The organism is Anabaena lutea FACHB-196, assembly GCF_014698305.1.
Taxonomy (GTDB): Bacteria; Cyanobacteriota; Cyanobacteriia; order Cyanobacteriales; family Nostocaceae; genus Anabaena; species Anabaena lutea.
In genome coordinates, this window is the sequence record NZ_JACJST010000005.1 from 194,456 (window position 1) to 212,715 (window position 18,260).

The following is an 18,260-nucleotide window of genomic DNA, read 5'->3' on the forward strand; positions in this document are numbered from 1 at the left end:
TGCTAATAATGCTAAGACAAAACTATAAATATTGATTCAGTTTATCAATCCACCATACTGATCAAAGTCATGCATTTACTGAAAGCAGATGTTAAAATTGATTTATTCAATGTATATTCGCGAGAATTACAGCCCCTAATACTAAACATTTCTGTATAAAACAAAACTCGAACAATATTTTATTATTTGAGTTGATGTAAGTGCTAGGGAATTCTACACTACAACATAAACATTTGAAGATTGAAAATTTTAGATTTCTTTACGCCTGTCATCAAATCTACACGTAGCTTATGGCACGTTGGACAAACAGTATTGGGTATTATTTTTCGCCATCCCATTACTGGTACTAGTATTATCCCGATTTTACCTGATGGTCGAATTGTGCTAATTCGACGGAGCGATGATGGTTGCTGGTCTTTGCCCGGTGGTATGGTTGACTGGGGAGAGGATATTCCCAATGCAGTCCGGCGGGAGTTGATGGAAGAAACTGGACTAGAATTAGTGAAAATTCAGCGTTTAGTTGGAGTTTACTCCGCACCAGATCGAGATCCTCGAATTCATTCAATTTGTGTTGTGGTTGAAGCTGAAGTACAAGGAATCATGCAGGTTAAGGATACTTTAGAAGTTCTGGAAATTCAAGCGTTCCCTTCTACTTCTCTACCTCAACCACATATGTCTCATGATCACTCTCGGCAGTTACAAGACTACCTCAATGGCTTAACAACATTAGCATAATAAGATTTTGGATTTTGGATTTAAGACTAAATCTAAAATCTATGCTTTTGTAAATTTTGATGTTTACTTATATTTAAAATTCATATTCCTAATTAATTATTTCCAATTAGGATTTTTTCCATACCCAAAAAAATCAAATTATTTTCTAATATTAATTTTTCTGTAATCTCTGGAATATAAGTTTGGAGAAAGTTTTTAAAGAAATTACCATCCCCGCCAGTAATGGCAATTTTACTTTCAGGAAATAAGGATAACCAAGCCTGAATAAAATCTTTAATTCCCGCTAATAATGTGTAAATTACTCCACTTTGAATTGCTTCGGTTGTATTCATGGCAAAACGTGGAGGTAAAGATGTGATTAAACGAGTTTCTAATAATGGTAATTGTCCTGTATTCTGCCCCAAACTGGTAAACTGTAAACTTAGTCCTGGCAAAATTGCCCCACCGACTAAACACTGATTAGCATCTGCACCTGTAAAAGTCAGTGCTGTGCCGGCATCAATTACTAAAATGGGAAATCCATAAGTTTTTCCTGCACCATATAAAGCAATAGCGCGGTCAATTCCTAGTGTGGGATACATACCTTTGAGAGGGATGTTGTTTAAGGTAATTAAGCGCACATTTGGGTAAGTTTGCCAAAGTTTTGTTTGACTAGGAACGACGGAAGCTAAAACGAGAGTGATGGGGAGGTTGGGGGAGAGGAAGATGGGACGAGAAGAAGATGGTGAGAGAGGAATAGTATTTGTTTTAGCTAATTGTTGCATATCAGATTCTGATAGATGGTCTGTATCCCAAGCTGAGTTGAGGGTATTGTCAACAAATAACGCCCAATGTAAGCGGGAATTACCAATCATTAATCCTAGCCAAGGATTATCTGTGCGTTGTTGGTGGGTATTCTGTTTCACAGTTTTAACTTTCTTAAGTCAGCCATAGGTTTTTTAAGAAAAACTAACATTCAACCCGTGTCACAATAAAGTGAGAGGAACAAATACTCATTTTGTCAAGGAGGGGAGTTATGGTATTGCTCACCGATAAACATGAAGGACAGGAAAACCCAGCCCCACAAAAACGGCTCACCATACAGACTGTAGAGATTGCTGAAGATACGACAGCGATTAGGTCTTTGGACTGGGATCGCGATCGCTTTGATATCGAGTTTGGTTTGCAAAACGGTACAACTTATAACTCATTTCTCATCCGTGGTGAGCAAACTGCCCTAGTTGATACGTCTCACGAAAAATTTCGTCAGCTTTATTTTGATACACTCACGGGTTTAATCAATCCTGAGGAAATAAATTATTTAATTATCAGCCACACGGAGCCAGATCACAGCGGTTTAGTGAAAGATTTGCTGTTTATGGCTCCTGAGATTACTGTAGTCGGTTCTAAAGTGGCAATTCAGTTTTTAGAAGATTTGGTACATCGACCCTTTAAACGCCGAATTGTCAAAAATGGCGATCGCCTTGATCTAGGAAACGGACACGAATTTGAGTTCGTCATTGCCCCGAATTTACACTGGCCTGACACCATTTTCAGCTTTGACCACAAAACCCAAATTCTCTTTACCTGCGATGCCTTTGGCTTGCATTACTGCACAGAAAACACCTTTGATGATGATTTAGCAGCGATTGAAAAAGATTTTCGATATTACTACGACTGCTTGATGGGGCCAAATTCCCGTTCGGTCTTGTCTGCCTTGAAGCGGATGGCAGAATTAAAAGCAATCAAGATGATTGCTACTGGACATGGACCCTTATTATCCCACAATGTTGAAGAATTAACTGGACGTTACCGCAATTGGAGTCAAAGCCAAACCAAAGCAGAAACCACAGTTGGAGTATTTTACGTTTCTGAGTATGGGTATAGCGATCACCTGGCACAATCCATCACCAATGGTATCGTTAAAACAGGCGTAGCCGTGGAAATGGTCGATTTGGGTGGAACAGTCGATTTACAAGAGTTAAGGGAGCTTGTAGGACGCTGTACAGGTATCGTTGTGGGAATGCCTCCAGCATCTGGTAATGCCACAATTCAAGCTGCCTTGAGTACGGTTTTAGGTTCTGCCAAAGAAAAACAAGCGATCGGTATTTTTGAAACCGGTGGTGGAAATGATGAACCAACTTATCCACTATTAAATCAATTCCGGGCTGCGGGTTTGAATGTAGCTTTCCCCGTAATTGAAATTCGGGAAACACCGACAGAGAACACTTTCAAAAAATGCGAAGAAGCAGGAACCGACTTAGGACAGTGGGTTACAAGGGACAAAAGCATCAAAGCCATGAAATCCCTCGCTGCTGACTTAGATAAAGCCTTGGGGAGAATTAGCGGCGGTTTATATATCATCACAGCTAAAAAAGGTGATGTATCCAGCGCCATGTTAGCTTCTTGGGTAAGTCAGGCCAGCTTTAAACCATTAGGGTTTTCCATCGCTGTAGCCAAAGATCGAGCAATTGAATCACTCATGCAAGTAGGCGATCGCTTTGTTCTCAACGTACTCGAAGAAGGCAATTATCAGCCATTGATGAAACACTTCTTAAAACGGTTCCCTCCCGGTGCAGATCGTTTTGAAGGAGTCAGAACCCAACCAGCAGAAAATGGTGCGCCAATTTTAGGTGATGCACTAGCTTACATGGAATGTGAAGTAGTCAGCAGAATGGACTGCGGCGACCACTGGGCAGTATTCAGCACCGTTTACGCCGGAAGAGTATCAAAACCCGATGCACTGACAGCAGTTCACCACCGCAAAGTCGGAAACCATTATTAATTCGTAATGCGTAATTCGTAATTCGTAATTGAAGAGAAATTTAAAATAGCCAATTACGAATTATCAATTATTAATTACCCAGTAGGGTGGGCATTGCCCACCATTGCTATAATTCCGACCACTGAAAAGTAGATTTTTGACAAATCATTTAAGACAGCCAGAAAAATTACGAATTATCAATCGAATATCAGTAAATTATGCAAAATACTAAACCCCGTGATGTACAAATATTGCCCATTGGTACAGATACAACAATATTGCGATCGCGCAGTTGGGCTAGGTTAAGATTTGAAATTGAATATGCTTTAGCTAAGGGTACAACCGCAAATTCTTTTATCATTCAAGGTGATAAAATTGCCATTATTGACCCACCGGGGGAAACTTTCACCGAAATTTATCTCCAAGCTTTACAACAACGGATTGATATTAAAGCAGTTGATTATGTAATTCTTGGTCACGTCAATCCTAACCGGGCTGCGACACTAAAAGCTTTACGGGAAATTGCCCCGCAAATTACTTTTGTCTGTTCAAATCCAGGCGCAAAAAATTTACGTGCCGCTTTAGAAAATGAGGAGTTACCGATTCTGGTAATGCGGGGAGATGAAACTTTAGATTTAGGGAAAGGTCATCATCTGCAATTTATTCCTACACCTAATCCCCGCTATGCTGATGAACTTTGCACTTATGATCCCCAAACAGAAATCTTATTTTCTGATAAGTTATTTGGGGCGCATATTTGTGGTGATCAAGTATTTGATGAAGGTTGGGAAGTCTTTAACGAAGATAGGCGTTATTATTTCGATTGTCTCATGGCTCCCCACGCCAGACAAGTAGAAACAGCTTTGGATAAATTGGCAGATTTGCCGATTAGATTATACGCTACTGGACACGGGCCTTTAGTTAGGTACGCTTTACAGGAACTTACCCACTCTTATCGGGAATGGATTCAACAGCAAACCAATGCTGATATGAAGGTAGCTTTGATTTATGCTTCTGCTTATGGGAACACTGCGACTTTAGCTGGTGCGATCGCACGTGGTATAACCAAAGCAGGTGTGAGTGTCGAATCAATTAACTGCGAATTTACCGAACCCGAAGAAATCAAAGCCGCAATCGAAAAATGCGCCGGTTTTGTAATTGGTTCTCCCACATTAGGTGGACACGCACCCACACCAGTCCAAACAGCTTTAGGAATTGTTCTTTCTACCGCTACAAATAATAAATTAGCTGGGGTTTTCGGTTCCTTTGGTTGGAGTGGGGAAGCAGTTGATTTAATTGAAGGGAAACTCAAAGACGCAGGTTACAGATTTGGTTTTGACACCATTCGCGTTAAATTCAAACCCAACGAAGTCACCCTACAAACCTGCGAAGAAGCCGGAACCGATTTCGCCCAAGCACTAAAACGCGCTGCAAAAAGAGCCGTTGTGGCTAAACAACCTGCAACTAATGTAGAACAAGCAGTTGGTCGGATAGTCGGTTCTCTGTGTGTAGTTACTGCTACTCAAGGAGAAGTGAAAACAGGGATGTTAGCATCTTGGGTGACACAAGCTAGTTTCAGTCCTCCTGGTTTAACTATTGCGGTAGCTAAAGAACGAGCAATGGAAACTCTCACACATACTGGTAATGAATTTGTCGTCAATATCTTGGCTGAAGGTCGGGAGATACGCAAGCATTTTATGAAGGTTTACACTCCCGGACAAGATAGATTTGCGGGTTTAGCAACGGAAGAAGCTAGTAATGGCGGTATTATTCTCAACGGTGCTTTAGCTTACCTGGAATGTTCTGTCCAAAGTCGTATGGAAGCCGGTGATCATTGGTTGGTTTATGCAACTGTTAATGATGGGAAAGTGTTAAATCAAGATGCAGTGACTGCTGTACATCATCGGAAATCCGCAAGTTATTATTAAGAACCCCACCCCTAGCCCCTCCACGAAACAGCGAGGAGGGGTAATTTATTTACCCATTTGGACTAATTGCCTACCAGGAGGCTCTGCCTCCAATCCCAGAATACAAGTCATTTTATCCCATTTTGTGGTGGTAGTTGAGGCAGAGCCTCATCAACTGCATTCCTAGTCAGAGACTGGGAACGAGAAAAAATATCTACAAATCTCTTGATGTTCCTGAGAATACTATTTATGCTACTTTAAAGTAAGAAAAATAAGATTACCAGATGGCAATACCATGCAAACGGAAAAAATCTCAATTTCCTTACCATCCCCATTAGTACAGTTTGTTGAGAATTACAAAATTACCAAAGGGTGTAAATCTCGTTCTCAAGTAATTGAGTTAGCACTAGATTTACTGCGATATCAAGACTTAGAACAAGCATATAGAGAAGCATCAACAGAAATTGACGAAGCTTGGGAATTAACCACAGGGGAAGGCTTGACAGATGAAACGTGGTGAAATTTACTTTGCTAATCTGAATCCAGCCGTAGGTTCTGAAATGGATAAACGCCGTCCGGTTCTAATAGTCAGTAATGATGCTAATAATAATGCTGCTAGTGTAGTCACAATTTTACCTATTACTTCCAACGTTAGCCGTGTTTATCCCTTCGAGGTTTTGCTAAATCCAGAAGATAGTGGTTTATCTAAACCTTCTAAAGTTCAAGCCCAGCAAGTACGCACAATTTCTAAACAGCGAATTTTAGGAGATGCTATGGGTAGTTTGAATACAGAATTAATAGCATTAGTGAATGCTGCGCTCAAATTACATCTCTCTTTAGAGTAAATTACGATTTTGTGAGATGAACTATGAATACTGTTACTTTAAAAAGCTCATTTTATCGAAAAACTTATTGCGATCGCACAAATAATCGAAAAACGAACCGCAGAGGACACGGAGTAATCAGAGTTTGAGAGTTTTTTCGTAAGTCCTAAGATTATAGCGATCGCTTTCCTCCCCCCAAGCATCGCATTTTTGGAGATGTCTAAAGGTGATGTAAATGCGATATGCAGGAAAATAAAAAAGATATTTCATAAATTTTATTTTTATGTTATTCTTACTAACCTTGCTTGTAAAAAAAATAAAATAATTAAACCGTTGGTAAATTGCTCGTTCCCAGACTCCGGCTGGGAATGTCTACCAGAAGGCTCTGCCTTCAAACCCAGCATACAAGCCATTTTACCCGATTTTGTCGTGGTAGTTGAGGCAGAGACTCATCAACTGCATTCCTAGTCAGAGACTAGGAACGAGAAAAAAATCCTGTAAGAACCTTACGATAATTCAACAAATCCTGTAACGAGAAAAAAATTTTATCTCTATCATCGTCAAGTATGTGTTATATTAAATATGTCAATAAAAAACGGGTAGAATACTCATTCAAGTAGCCCACCCGTACTAAATAAGACTGATACAGCGAACAACATAATACAGATGTTTTTTGCACAAACATCGAACTGTTGTGTAATTGTATGTTCTGATTTTACTTCTGTTTGATAATCGTAACAACAGATTCCACTCTTTGGAAGGTAGAATCTGTATATTTGGCGGTAGTAGCTAAGTTAAAAGTGATATAGCTAACTAAAGCCAAAGCTGCCAAGGCGAAAGCGTAGTGTTTAATCACTTTAGTTTTCCTCGATGGTGAGCTATACATAAACCATAACTTCGACCAGCGCCTCGATAGCATTCAAGGCGCGCTTTGGCTGTTTATATGTATTTTTCAGTATAGCACTCTTTCTAAGGTTTGAAAAAAAATTTCGTTTTTTTTACAGCAGTAAACGAAATACATATTTATGACTACCTATGTAATAAACCTAGCGCCAATAATTCACCTTACAGATGAGCAGTTTTACAAACTCTGTATGGCGAATAAAGACTTAAACCTAGAACTCACCGCAACAGGACAACTGATTATTCTCCCAGGTTCAGGAGGAGAAAAAGGTATTCAAGAAGCAAACTTAAATGCTAGTGTAGGTAATTGGAATCACCAAACCCAATTAGGAATTGTATTTAGTTCCTCAACAATATTCCGACTTCCCAATGGCGCAAAACGTTCACCTGATGTAGCTTGGATAAAATTAGAACGCTGGGAAGCACTAACAGACGAAGAACGGGAAAAATTTCCCCCACTTACACCAGATTTTATAATTGAACTGAGATCAAAATCAGACAGATTGAAAACCCTGCAAGAAAAGATGCAGGAATATATAGATAATGGTTTGCGTTTAGGTTGGTTAATTAACCCCCAAGACAAACAAACAGAAATTTACCGACTCGGAAAACCTGTAGAAATCGTTCAACTTCCCGCGCTACTTTCTGGAGAAGACGTTTTACATGGATTTGAATTACAGCTTTAAACAACATGAGAGTTTTTAGCCTTATTTAGTATAAATTTAAAATGTACCAATTAGAAAAGTTTGCTGTGCAGGACTTGTGAAAATATAAATACAGTTCCTGACTAAAAAATTGTATATGAAAAAAACCCTATTCCTCAGCCCACCTTCCTTTGATGGCTTTGACGGTGGTGCTGGTTCACGATACCAGGCTAAACGAGAAATTACTTCCTTTTGGTATCCCACATGGTTAGCCCAACCCGCTGCTTTGGTTCCAGGTAGTAAACTGGTAGATGCGCCACCCCATAATCAAACTGTAGAAGATGTGCTGAAAATTGCCAAAGATTATGAATTGGTAATTATGCACACTAGTACTCCTTCCCTCGCTAATGATGTCAAGTGTGCTGAAGCCATAAAAGCCCAAAACCCAAATGTGCAGATTGGTTTTGTGGGGGCGCACGTTGCGGTATTACCAGAAGAGACACTGCGGGAAAATCCAGTTATCGACTTTGTCTGTCGGAATGAGTTTGACTATACTTGTAAAGAAGTCGCAGAAGGTAAATCTTTGTCAGAAATCACGGGTTTAAGCTACCGTGACCAAAATTCCCAGATTCGCCATAATGAAGAGCGGGCTTTGATTCATGACTGGGATGCTATGCCCAGTGTACTGCCAGTTTATGCTCGTGATTTAGATATTAGCAAATATTTCATTGGCTATTTGCTGCATCCTTATATTTCTTTTTACACTGGGCGCGGTTGTCCAGCGAAATGTACTTTTTGTTTGTGGCCGCAAACCATTGGTGGACACCTTTACCGTCATAAAACTCCAGAAGCGGTAGGAAGGGAAATGGAAGAAGCCAAAGCCTTGTTTGGGGACAAGGTGCGGGAGTATATGTTTGATGATGACACATTTACTATTGATAAACATCGAGCGATCGCAATTAGCGAACACATGAAGCGGCTAAAACTGACTTGGAGTTGCAACGCCCGCGCTAATTTAGACTACGATACTTTAAAAACTTTACGGGATAACGGCTTACGCTTATTGCTTGTGGGTTTTGAATCAGGAAATCAAGAAACTCTCAACCGCATCAAAAAAGGTATCAAGCTAGAAGTGGCGCGGGAATTTATGAAAAATTGCCACAAACTCGGTATCACCGTCCACGGTACTTTTATCATTGGTTTACCGATTGAAACCAAAGAAACTGTAGAAGAAACAATTCGCTTTGCTTGCGAACTCAGTCCCCATACAATTCAAGTTTCTATAGCTGCACCTTATCCCGGTACAGAACTGTATGAACAAGCTAGGGCTAACGGTTGGTTTGCGAACGAATCATTAGTCGCAACTTCCGGGATTCAAACCTCAACTTTGCAATATCCTACTCTTTCCAGTGCAGAAATTGAAGATGCTGTTGAGCAAATGTATCGCAAATTCTACTTCCGTCCCAAAGCAATTATTCCCATTGTTCGGGAAATGTTGACTGATAGACAGATGTTGGTACGTCGTCTGCGAGAAGGTGGAGAGTTTTTCTCTTACTTGAAAGAACGTCGCACCCAGTCTGTCGCTAACGCTAAAGCAAATCAGACAGCTGTTGTGTAATAGTGTGGAGGCGTTTCAGAGAAGGTTTAAAAAGTTTTAAAGTTTATCGAAAGAACCCCTCTCCAAACCTCTCCCCGTGGCGGGGAGAGGCTTTAAAACTTGGTTTTTGTCTTATGAAAAAGTAAGGTTTTTAGCCGTTTTGAGTAGATATTCAAGATTAAATTGACAAATATGGATATTAATGGTTGAGGAAAAAGAACAAAAACATCGTCGTTTCGCCATTATCAATGGTGATGATTTCGGCTTTTCTCAAGGTGTTAATCAAGCAATTATCCAAGCACATAGCCAAGGCGTGCTGACTAGTACTAGTTTAATGGTAAGTGGTGATGCGGCCGAAGATGCGATCGCACTGGCCAAAAATTATCCTGATTTAGCAGTCGGTTTACACCTGGTGTTGGTTTGCGGTAAATCAGTTTTACCACCTTCACAAATTCCCCATTTAGTAGATTCAGATGGAAACTTTTCTGATAATCCTACCCAAGCAGGTTTAAATTATCAATTTAACCAAGCTACCCGTGAGGAACTTCGTCAAGAAATCCGCGCCCAATTAGAAAAATTCCGCGATTCAGGTTTACAGCTTTCTCATGTAGACGGACATTTACACCTTCATGTTCATCCTGTGATTTTAGGGATTTTAGTTGATTTAGCCAATGAATTTAATATTAAATTAATGCGTTTACCATCTGAAGAATTGGCAAAAAGTCTTAAACTTGATCAACGTAATTTACTAATTAAAATAGTTTGGTCTGTAGTGTTTGGACAATTGCGCCGTTATGGTGAGAATTTATTAAAAGCTCATAATATTGAATTTGCTAACCGAGTTTATGGCTTATTACAAACTAGCAATGTTACAGAAGAATATTTACTAGGTTTGATACCGCAAATTCAAGCCGATTTCATAGAAATTTATTCTCACCCCGCAATAGTTAACGCTGGAGAACCGTTAAATACTCCAGGAGGTGAAATCGAACTTGGGGCGTTATTGAGTGAACGTGTGCGTGAGGCGTTGGTGGTGAATGGGTTTGAGTTGACGAATTATGTAAAGTTGAATTCAGTAGCTGCGTCATCTGCACTCAAATACAACTAAAATCTTCATTTCTTAGTGACGGCGTGTTTTTGCAAATCTTCCAAATTACACACCTCCACAGCCCTAGCATGGGTAGCTGAGAGGACAACTGGAGGTGCAACCCCAGCCTCAAGAGCTTCTTGCCAACGGGCTGCACACAAACACCAACAATCACCAGGTTTCAAACCGGGAAAATTATATTCAGGAAAAGGGGTACTCAAGTCGTTTCCTAGAGATTTGGTAAATTCTAAAAATTCTGCTGTCACTTGAGCGCAAACCACGTGCATTCCCATATCTTGGCCACCTGTTGTACAAAACCCGTCGCGGTAAAACCCTGTCATGGGAGAAGTGCAGCAAATTTCTAAGTTTGTTCCTAATACGTTTTTAGCGTCTGCCATATTTAATCCTAATGTTATCCTATAACTATAAATTTTAAAGGCAATATTCCTTGTTATACTCAATTTTACCGTAGTCTAGTTTAATGATGCGGTCGGCTAGATGAAAATAGCGATCATCATGGCTAATTACTAGGATGGTTTTACCTTTTTTTCGCAATTCTGGTAATAACTGAGTATAGAATATTTCTTTAAATATGGGATCTTGGTCTGCTGCCCATTCATCAAATAAATAAATTGGTCTATCTTCTAAATAAGCTGTTAGCAAAGCTAATCTCTTTCGCTGTCCTTGAGAAAGTGCTGTGGTAGAAAGTTGCCCGTTTTCAATTTTTACTTTATGGTCTAATTGTAATTTTTTAATATATTCTCTCGCTTCAAAATCTAGAGCGCTATTTTCTAAACCCAAAAGTTCTTCAAATAAATAGAAGTCGGAGAAAACAACGGCAAAATGTTGGCGATACCATTCACGATTTTGATCATTAATTAATTCTCCATCAAAGACAATTTCTCCATTTTCAGGAATGTATAATCCAGTAATTAATTTAGCTAGGGTAGATTTACCGCTACCGTTTCCACCAACAATGAATATTATTTCTTGAGGATAGATCGTCAAATCAATTGAACCAAGAATAAAGTTGTTATCTTCTTGTTCTCTGTAATAAGTGTGGGTAATACCATGAAGTTGTAAACTTTGCCAGAAATATTGAATAGGATGCGGTAATGTTGAGATTTCTGCCCGATTACCTAGAGATAAACCTAGAGATTCTATTTTTTGTAAGGCTATATCGGCTTTGCTAATTTGAGGAAGATTACTAACAATATTATCCATCGGCAACATCAAATAAGTGAAAGTTAGAATATAGCTGGAAAGGGTTTGAGGACTGATAGGCAAAAATTTAGGTAATGCAAATAATAAAAAACCCATTGCGAAAAAAAACAGCAGCTTACCCCAACTAGTAGTTGCCGCAAATAAAGTCAAACCATCAATATTATGACGGCGAAATTGGCTGGCAGTTGATTGTAAATTTTTTGTTAAAAAAACTTGACGGCGTTGATAGTTAAGTTTAAGTTCTTTGATGCCATCTGTAATAGTTGCTAAATGCTTAAATAGTAAATCTTGATCTTCACGGGCAAGGGCTAATAATTGCGCTCCTCTATTTAACAACCATTGGCAGCTACCGATACCCACTACCATTAAAATAACTAGCATTAATAATACTAACCAAGATAGGCAGGTGATATAAACCAAACAACCCAAAACAGTTGCTAAATCAATGCACATAAAAGGTACTATATATACAGCATTGGCAACAGCTTGGACATCTTCTGTTAAAGTTGCTAATAGTCGAGAATTTCCGATTTGTTCCAGATGACTTAACTCAGAAGCAAGTATTTGCCGACTCAAGCGCATTCTTAATTGTAAAATTGCATTTTGAGAGAGGCGAATTAGCATTACTTGTGTAATGATGCTGGTAATCAGAGCGATAATTACTAAAGCCAAAAATCCCCAAGCGATGGATATTAAAGGTAAAGTATATTCTTGATTTGCGCCACTGCTAATGAGGGCAATTAGTCCAGCACTACTAGCACCACTCAAAAAACCGGTAAAGATGGCGATCGCTACCATCACCCAAGAAGAACGTAGAAGAAAGTAAATTACATTCATGTGCGAATTGTCAGTTATCAGTTGTCAGCCATTTTAGTTACTGCCTCCTTTTGTTTATCAGCAGTTTTATTCTACTGTTACGGGATTTATGCGGCGATCGCATTTCGGCGTTTTCCCTCTCCCGTCAATCCCGAATTTCATCCACCTTTAACCATTCTCAAACCACTTTGTGGAATAGATGAAGAGACTTACACCAATCTAGCCTCATTTTGTCAGCAGTATTACCCAGAATACCAGATTGTCTTCGGGGTAAGGGATTTGATCGACCCCAGTATAGAAATTGTAGAAAGGCTAATTCAGCAATTTCCCCATGTGGATATTAGCTTAGTTGTCAAGGATGAAATTATTGGCACAAACTTGAAAGTAAGTAACTTAGCCCATGCTTTCACCACAGCCAAACATGACATATTAGTTATCGCTGATAGTGATATTCGTGTTGACAAAGATTATTTACAACAGATTATCCAACCGCTAACTGATCAAGGTGTTGGTGTTGTCACTTGCTTATATCGTTCCTTAGCCAGGGGATGGGTAGCCGCATTAGACGGAATCGGTACTGCTACAGACTTTCATACAGGCGTTTTAGTCAGCAATCAATTAGAAGGAATAAAATTTGCTCTCGGTTCTACGATAGTCATTCGTAAACAAGTGCTGGAAACAATTGGTGGCTTTAAAGCGATCGCAGATTATCTTGCTGACGATTTTCAACTTGGCTACCTCCCAGCCCAAGCAGGTTATAAAGTCATATTATCTAATTATATAGTTGATCATGTTTTAGGTACTAGCAACCTGAGCGATACCATCAAACGCCAAATCCGCTGGGCTAGGTGTATCCGTGTTTCTCGTCCTTGGGGTTATTTAGGACTCGTCTTTACCTACGGAACAGTTTCTAGTTTGTTGTTGTTGATAACTAGCGGTGGTTCTATACTCGGCTGGACTGCGTTAATTATTATCTGGGGAATGCGGTTAGTTATGGGTTGGGTTGTGGGAGTCAATGTTTTGCATGATCCCATCGCCAAAAAGTTTTTATGGCTAATCCCTCTACGCGACTTGCTGCATTTCTTCATCTGGTGCTACAGCTTTTTTGGTAACACCATTGAATGGCGCGGACAGCGAATGAAGTTGACTCCAGAGGGTAAGTTGGTGGTAATTTCTATATAGGGAGTAAAGGCAAGGAAACCCCGCCCCTACATAGAATATGAACGACGATTTTCATCGTCAAGGCTTTTACAGGCGACGTAACCAGGTAGATTGTTCCCAAACAGCTTGCAGGGAAACAAGATTTTGGCGATTAAACCAATGTTTCCAAGCCGCTTTCAGATTTCCCTTGGCTGCTGCTTGCACCCCATCACTAACAGCCACACCAATATGTTGCATGACGCTAGAGTCGCGGTAGCAATCAATCATACAAGCTGTACAACCATCGCGCACCCGTTGGGAACCATCAAACTCTGTGATATGACACATGGGTTTCTCCCAGTTGTGGCAACGATAAAGGTTAAGATGCCAGTCTAGATAAAATAATTTCCAGCCACCAAGACACCCAAATTGCTCTGGTTCTCCCCGTAAATGACGCTGCATATCTTCAATAGAGGCGGTAGGATTGACAACCGCAAAGTCGCGTTTTAGGGCTTTGACAGTTTCAAAAAGTTGATTTAATTCCTCCGCAGTGTAGTTGACTAAGTCCGATTCGGCATAACCAAGATAGGATGAGCCAAGGGTGGTTAGAGGATAGGAGAAAGTGACACTGTCAAACCCTAAAGACTTCAAAAAAGGTGGTAGTTGATTATAATCTTCTATCAATCTACTCATAGTGACAGAAGCTGTAGTACTGATATTGCGTCGTTGGAAATGAGTATTAGCTTCTTGAATGCGATCGCATACTCCTCTAAGTCCCCGGTTTTGCTCATGTTTCTGGGCTTCAGCCGCATCAATAGAAATAATCACACTCATCAACCCAGCATCAGCTAACTCATCAATCCGTTTTGGTGTCAGCAGTGAGCCATTTGTTACCAACATCGTTGCCATACCAAGGCTAGAAGCATGAGCAATCATCTCATTTAAATCTGGATGAGCCATTGGTTCACCACCCACATATATAAGAAAATAGACTCCATTCCGGTAAAGAATTTCCGCCGCTTGTTTTGCCTGTGCCAATGTGACAGAATGCCGCTCATCTATCGGCATCTTATCCACAGCAAAACTACAGAACCCACAACGGGCATTACACACACTGGTAATAGCAAATTGACAAGTCGAAGGCCCCCCATCCAGTAATCCTTGTCGAGCAAGTTCCCAAAATGAACGCCGTTTTGCACCTAAAACCGGGCTACTTTTTGACATAAAATTTTTCTCGTAATTTGATAATTTATTGAGTAAATGTACTAATACCTATAGTTTTGAGCCTAAAAATCAATATTAAGCTGTTACACATCTAGTTTGCACATTAAGGGTGCAGAGCGAGGAAAAGTCGTTTTGATTCGGTGAAATCGAATAATTTACAGCAGATTTCAGGTTCCAGGAGGTACAAAATTTAAGAACAAAGCCATATAAAACAAGAGTTTCAACCCTGTGAAGAGTTCCCTAAGAGATCGCTATAAAAAAAGTAACCCACTCCACTGCCGGAATAGGTTACTTTTTTATGTAATTTAGGGGGTTAGGTGATTTAGCTGAGTGGAGGCTACTTAGTAGCGACCACGACCGCCACCACCACCGCCACCGCCGTAGCCGCCGCGTCCGCCGCCGCCACCACCACCGAAGGAACCACCACGGTCTTCCTTGGGCTTGGCTTTATTAACTTTCAAATCACGTCCCATCCATTCAGCACCATCAAGAGCTTCGATAGCTGCTGTTTCTTCTGCATCTGTACCCATTTCCACGAAAGCAAAACCGCGAACACGGCCAGTTTCCCGATCGGTGGGAATCTGCACGCGCTTAACAGTACCGTATTCTGCGAATACAGCTGATAGAGCGTCCTGTGTAACTTCGTAAGAAAGATTGCCTACGTAAACTGACATAGATTACTTTGTGTCCAAAACCATCGGGTGTAGAGATTTAGATTTTGGAGAGAAGTCTGTAAATACCAAAAGGGAAAAACCTATCAATACTAACAACACACACTGCCGCCAAATCAAGTCTCACCTTTTTATAATGACACACCAGCCAGAATTTTGGGGGAAATTTTTGTAAATTTTTTGTAAAAAATTATTTCCCCTCTTGAGAAGCTCTCCAGCCTACAAATTGCATCATTATTTTAGGCAAAACCGACCTATTGCTCTCCCCTGCTGACTAAAAGTAATGTGTTGGAGAGCAACACAGTATTAAGTTCAACTCTAACGACAGCAACAACTAATCCCGTTTCACTTTCAGGTTGAGACAGATAGACGCGGAGATTCATTTGTAGCTTTAATTAAGTGAATTGATATAGAGTTATACTCGCTTTTCCAAATATTGACCAATCATCAACTGCTCACCAGCACGGGAAATGATACTCTGTCTGGTGCGGTATTTGCTGCCAATAAGCTTGATTTCTTCCTCAAAGACGGAACTGTTGTACTCAGTTCGCAAAGACAGGGTTTGGAAATTGGAGAAATAATATTGAGCCGTAACTGGTTTGGTTGTAGCGAAACCGCGATCGCGGTACAAGATATTTCCCAAAGCACCAAACAGCGTGCAGCCCTGCGATTCTTTTCCGGGTTTTAGTACATCGGTACTTTCCCAACTCACTTGGGCACCACAGGTCAAAATTTCTAACTTGGACAAATCATGTAACTGAGCCAGGTTGTGCAATTCCTCACAACCCTGTTCTAAAAACCGGATGGTGATTAGACTCTCCACCTCTTTGGTTTCTCCCTGGGGTAGGGTGTAATATCGCCGTTCAGATCGCCACTCACCTACTGATGCTTGGAAAAATTCCGCAATCTGCTGTTCATTGGTAGTTTGGACAATTTTCAGGGATGATGTCACTCTTTACCTTCCTTACATAGATAGAGTCGCTGTAGTGTCAATCTGCTCACCAATCTGGCTATGAGTACAATGGCTCAAAAATCAATCTTTGTTTAATATTCTTAATATATAGTCAAAATCATAGAAATACTAGCCTTAGAGACAAATTTTTGGATTGAGGAAATACGAAAAAGGGAAAGAATTAAGAATTATCTGCCTTTTGACCGCTTTTAACCATGACTAATTTCCTATTACCCATTTCCCGAAAAATATTTATACTAATTTTATGATTTCATATAGATTAGGATTTTGAAACTTTTGTTGAGCAAAAATAGTGATTTTAACTACAAAAATTGCGGAAAAAAAGATTAAATATCGTCTGTTTTTCTGTGATTTATTTTATGCAAAATAGTTTGCTCATAAACGGTTGTTTAACTGTAAAAACTCCCAAATAGGAGAAAAATTCATGATTTTGGATGGAAAAAAGCTGCAAAAACAGGTGAAAATACCAACGACCTTAATTGCCACCCCAGTCATGAACAGACAAACATTATTAATGACTTGTATGTTGGGACTGGCAATGTTGACAGGGAGTTGTGGGTCACTACCAAAAGAATCAGCCGAAGCTCAATCTAGACAGCCCGGAGGTAGAGAAAGAGGTAACAGTGAGACTGCTGTAGATGTAGCGATCGCACAGACAAACTCATTAAGCCCCTCACCGGAATATATAGGTAACACCACAGCATATCGGATAGTTTCAGTGCGATCGCAAGTAGAAGGGCGACTACTAGCATTAAATCTAGATGTTGGAGATACAGTCCAACGAGGACAAATCATCAGCCAATTAGATGATGTTCTCCTCAAAACCGGATTACAGCAAGCAGAAGCAGAACTAGCCGCCCGTCAATCAGAAGTCGCAAGGGCCATGACCCAGGTAAGTAATGCAAACGCCGAAGTTGAAAAAGCGCGTTTAGAAGTAGTACAAGCCAAAGCAGATTCCCAAAGACAACAAAAATTATTGAAAGAAGGCGCAATTTCCGAACAAGCTGCCCAACAAGCTCAAACCAAAGCTCAAACCGCAGCCCAAGCCCTACAAGCCACCATTGAACAAGTCAGAACCGCAAAGCAAGCTGTAGCCGCAGCCCAAGGTATAGTATTTGCCCAGCAAGCAGCAGTTTCTGGTGCTAAAGAACGCCGTTCATACTCCCGCTTAATCTCCCCCATTACTGGTATAGTCACAGAAAAAGTTACAGAACCAGGTAATCTCCTCCAACCAGGTAACGAAGTCTTAAAAATAGGTGACTTCAGTCGGATTAAAGTCGTAGTTCAAGTTTCTGAATTAGAACTAGGAAAAATTCAGGTTGGACAATCTGTACAAGTGCGATTAGATGCTTTTCCGGAGACAAATATCATGGGTAGAGTTACTCGCATTTCTCCAACAGCTGATAGTACAGCCCGTTTAGTACCGATAGAAGTAGTGATTCCCAACAGCGGAGGAAAAATTGGCAGTGGACTACTAGCACGAGTCAATTTTGACACCGAAACACCACAGCGAGTAGTGGTTCCAGAAACAGCAATTAATGATTTCCAAAGACAAACACAACGAGAAGACAACAATGGCACAGTATTTGTCGTGGATGAAAAAGATGGTAAACCCAAGGTCAAAGAAAGAACCGTAACTTTAGGGAAAACAGCAAACGGTAAAGTGGAAATTATGTCTGGCTTACAACCAGGAGAAAGTTATGTTGTTCGCAGTAGTCAGCCATTAAAAGATGGCGCAGTTGTGAAGTTATCAATTTTGTCACAAAAATAAC

18 protein-coding genes are annotated in these 18,260 nt (G+C 40.3%); 10 read left to right on the plus strand and 8 right to left on the minus strand.

The window, feature by feature from the left end; all coding sequences use genetic code 11:
- The first annotated feature begins 240 nt into the window (after positions 1 to 240).
- The gene (locus H6G59_RS07890; protein WP_190713096.1) at positions 241 to 735 is read left to right on the plus strand and encodes an NUDIX hydrolase; all 495 of its coding nucleotides are present in this window, start codon (positions 241 to 243) and stop codon (positions 733 to 735) included.
- A gap of 92 nt (positions 736 to 827) precedes the next feature.
- Here the strand turns inward: H6G59_RS07890 and H6G59_RS07895 are convergent, their stop codons facing one another.
- Positions 828 to 1,589, minus strand: coding sequence for a pantothenate kinase (locus H6G59_RS07895; RefSeq protein ID WP_199331987.1), 762 nt, complete (start codon positions 1,587 to 1,589; stop codon positions 828 to 830).
- A 161-nt stretch (positions 1,590 to 1,750) separates the two neighbouring features.
- On the opposite strand from H6G59_RS07895, the gene H6G59_RS07900 reads away from it, so the two are divergent.
- The 4 genes from H6G59_RS07900 (at position 1,751) to H6G59_RS07915 (ending at position 6,230) form a co-directional block, all read left to right on the plus strand.
- Positions 1,751 to 3,499: a diflavin flavoprotein gene (locus H6G59_RS07900; protein ID WP_190713100.1), complete on the plus strand. Its 1,749-nt coding sequence runs from the start codon at positions 1,751 to 1,753 to the stop codon at positions 3,497 to 3,499.
- Positions 3,500 to 3,696: 197 nt separating this feature from the next.
- The gene (locus tag H6G59_RS07905) at positions 3,697 to 5,406 is read left to right on the plus strand and encodes a diflavin flavoprotein (RefSeq protein WP_190713102.1); all 1,710 of its coding nucleotides are present in this window, start codon (positions 3,697 to 3,699) and stop codon (positions 5,404 to 5,406) included.
- 274 nt (positions 5,407 to 5,680) lie between these two features.
- Positions 5,681 to 5,905 (plus strand): ribbon-helix-helix domain-containing protein, encoded by a 225-nt coding sequence (locus H6G59_RS07910; RefSeq protein WP_190713104.1) that lies wholly within the window; start codon positions 5,681 to 5,683, stop codon positions 5,903 to 5,905.
- A complete protein-coding gene (locus H6G59_RS07915) occupies positions 5,892 to 6,230 on the plus strand; it encodes a type II toxin-antitoxin system PemK/MazF family toxin (protein WP_190713106.1) in 339 nt (112 codons plus the stop codon). The genes H6G59_RS07910 and H6G59_RS07915 overlap by 14 nt, the downstream gene beginning before the upstream one ends.
- Positions 6,231 to 6,347: 117 nt before the next feature.
- Here H6G59_RS07915 and H6G59_RS27570 read toward each other — a convergent pair whose 3' ends face one another.
- Positions 6,348 to 6,479: a hypothetical protein gene (locus tag H6G59_RS27570; protein WP_277924621.1), complete on the minus strand. Its 132-nt coding sequence runs from the start codon at positions 6,477 to 6,479 to the stop codon at positions 6,348 to 6,350.
- A 445-nt stretch (positions 6,480 to 6,924) separates the two neighbouring features.
- Complete coding sequence (locus tag H6G59_RS07920) at positions 6,925 to 7,065, minus strand: hypothetical protein (RefSeq protein ID WP_190713108.1); 141 nt, start codon at positions 7,063 to 7,065, stop codon at positions 6,925 to 6,927.
- A gap of 169 nt (positions 7,066 to 7,234) precedes the next feature.
- Between H6G59_RS07920 and H6G59_RS07925 the strand changes: the two genes are divergently transcribed.
- The 3 genes from H6G59_RS07925 to hpnK all read left to right on the plus strand — a co-directional run bounded on the left by H6G59_RS07925 (position 7,235) and on the right by hpnK (position 10,461).
- Positions 7,235 to 7,798: a Uma2 family endonuclease gene (locus H6G59_RS07925; protein WP_190713110.1), complete on the plus strand. Its 564-nt coding sequence runs from the start codon at positions 7,235 to 7,237 to the stop codon at positions 7,796 to 7,798.
- Positions 7,799 to 7,913: 115 nt separating this feature from the next.
- Positions 7,914 to 9,374, plus strand: a complete 1,461-nt coding sequence (hpnJ, locus tag H6G59_RS07930; RefSeq protein WP_190713113.1) for a hopanoid biosynthesis associated radical SAM protein HpnJ — start codon at positions 7,914 to 7,916, stop codon at positions 9,372 to 9,374.
- A gap of 181 nt (positions 9,375 to 9,555) precedes the next feature.
- The gene (gene hpnK, locus H6G59_RS07935) at positions 9,556 to 10,461 is read left to right on the plus strand and encodes a hopanoid biosynthesis-associated protein HpnK (RefSeq protein ID WP_190713115.1); all 906 of its coding nucleotides are present in this window, start codon (positions 9,556 to 9,558) and stop codon (positions 10,459 to 10,461) included.
- Positions 10,462 to 10,466: 5 nt separating this feature from the next.
- On the opposite strand, the gene H6G59_RS07940 is transcribed toward hpnK, so the two are convergent.
- Together H6G59_RS07940 and H6G59_RS07945 are read right to left on the minus strand one after the other, a co-directional pair.
- Positions 10,467 to 10,838 (minus strand): DUF2237 family protein, encoded by a 372-nt coding sequence (locus tag H6G59_RS07940; RefSeq protein ID WP_190713140.1) that lies wholly within the window; start codon positions 10,836 to 10,838, stop codon positions 10,467 to 10,469.
- A gap of 34 nt (positions 10,839 to 10,872) precedes the next feature.
- Positions 10,873 to 12,501 (minus strand): cyclic peptide export ABC transporter, encoded by a 1,629-nt coding sequence (locus H6G59_RS07945; RefSeq protein WP_190713143.1) that lies wholly within the window; start codon positions 12,499 to 12,501, stop codon positions 10,873 to 10,875.
- Here H6G59_RS07945 and hpnI point away from each other — a divergent pair, their 5' ends adjacent.
- Positions 12,502 to 13,662, plus strand: a complete 1,161-nt coding sequence (gene hpnI / locus H6G59_RS07950; protein ID WP_190713155.1) for a bacteriohopanetetrol glucosamine biosynthesis glycosyltransferase HpnI — start codon at positions 12,502 to 12,504, stop codon at positions 13,660 to 13,662.
- A gap of 66 nt (positions 13,663 to 13,728) precedes the next feature.
- Here hpnI and H6G59_RS07955 read toward each other — a convergent pair whose 3' ends face one another.
- From H6G59_RS07955 to H6G59_RS07965, 3 genes are all read right to left on the minus strand, one after another.
- On the minus strand, positions 13,729 to 14,844 hold the full coding sequence (locus tag H6G59_RS07955) for a radical SAM protein (RefSeq protein ID WP_190713157.1): 1,116 nt from the start codon (positions 14,842 to 14,844) through the stop codon (positions 13,729 to 13,731).
- Between the two features lie 341 nt (positions 14,845 to 15,185).
- A complete protein-coding gene (locus tag H6G59_RS07960) occupies positions 15,186 to 15,518 on the minus strand; it encodes an RNA recognition motif domain-containing protein (RefSeq protein ID WP_190713159.1) in 333 nt (110 codons plus the stop codon).
- Positions 15,519 to 15,930: 412 nt separating this feature from the next.
- Positions 15,931 to 16,467 (minus strand): phycobiliprotein lyase, encoded by a 537-nt coding sequence (locus H6G59_RS07965; protein WP_190713160.1) that lies wholly within the window; start codon positions 16,465 to 16,467, stop codon positions 15,931 to 15,933.
- Between the two features lie 445 nt (positions 16,468 to 16,912).
- Between H6G59_RS07965 and H6G59_RS07970 the strand changes: the two genes are divergently transcribed.
- Positions 16,913 to 18,259, plus strand: a complete 1,347-nt coding sequence (locus H6G59_RS07970; RefSeq protein WP_190713162.1) for an efflux RND transporter periplasmic adaptor subunit — start codon at positions 16,913 to 16,915, stop codon at positions 18,257 to 18,259.
- Position 18,260 lies beyond the last annotated feature (1 nt).